Annotated in this window: 1 protein-coding gene; it reads right to left on the bottom strand. The window is 48.1% G+C overall.

Features of this window, described 5'->3' with window-relative positions:
- Positions 1–58 precede the first annotated feature (58 nt).
- Positions 59–1,099, bottom strand: a complete 1,041-nt coding sequence (locus tag ABK821_RS25235) for an IS481 family transposase (RefSeq protein ID WP_343179232.1) — start codon at positions 1,097–1,099, stop codon at positions 59–61.
- Between the last annotated feature and the right edge of the window lie 102 nt (positions 1,100–1,201).

Here is a 1,201-nt window from a genome sequence, read left to right as displayed (position 1 = left end):
TGTATTAGCTCAGACCTGATCTGACAGTTACCGGTTATTTATACAGGTATCTGTCAGATTACATCTGGCTTAAATTTTTCTCAGCCCAGATGCGTTTTCCATCAAGTAACGTTTCTATTGGCGTCCGGCCGCAACACATTTTCCCCTGATGGGTTCGCTCATTATTATAGTGAGCCAGCCATTCATCAAGATCCGATTGTAATGCTTCAAGATCGCCATATAACTTTTTGCGGAACGTCACCTGATAAAACTCGTTCAGTATCGTTTTATGGAACCGCTCGCAGATGCCGTTGGTCTGCGGTGACATTGCCTTCGTTTTCGTATGCTCAATGTCATTTATCGCCAGATAAAGCTGGTAATCATGCTGCTCCACTTTGCCGCAGAACTCAGTGCCTCTGTCGGTCAGTATCCTCAACATCGGCAGACCCTGATACTCATAAAATGGCAGCACACGATCATTCAGTAAATCAGCCGCTGTAATCGGTGTTTTAGTGACGTAGAGCTTGCAGTGAGCCACTTTCGAGTATGTATCAACGAATGTCTGCTGATAGATACGCCCGACGCCTTTCAGGTTGCCCACATAGAACGTGTCCTGTGAACCCAGATAACCCGGATGAGCGGTTTCAATCTCACCACAGGCTTCGTCATCACTGGCTTTACGCTCCAGTGCGGCGATCTGGCTGTCAGTCAGTTCAATGCCATCGCGGGCCACTTTCTCTTCCAGTGCTTTCAGGCGTTTTTTGAAGTTCTCAAGGTTATGACGTAACCAGACAGAACGGACACCACTGCCGGAGATAAAAATGCCCTGTTTACGCAGCTCGTTACTGCTCCTGTGCTGGCCGTGAGCCGGGAATGCCACAGCATAATCAACAACAGCCCGCTCAGTGGCCTCATCGGTTCGGTTTTTAAGGTTAGGAGCGCGACGGCTACGATTTATCAACGCATCCACGCCACCTTTATCGGCCAGCTCACGATAACGATAAAACGTATCGCGGGAGACGCCCATGATTTTGCAGGCCTTCGACACGTTGCTGAGTTCTTCAGCCAGATTGAGCAAACCGGCTTTGTGTTTGATAACGGGATTGGTAGTATGAAGCATGAGAGTTACCTCGTGTTTTGTATAAGGATTCGACACCCATATCAAAACCGGTAACTCTCAACCTTTCAAGGCCATGTGTCAGATCAAGTCGCGACTAATACA

Origin of the sequence: Klebsiella sp. KE9456 (genome assembly GCF_043832615.1) — a bacterium.
Lineage (GTDB): Bacteria > Pseudomonadota > Gammaproteobacteria > Enterobacterales > Enterobacteriaceae > Klebsiella > Klebsiella indica.
Note: the sequence above shows the minus strand (reverse complement) of the source record. Positions and strands in the feature narration are given on the sequence as shown.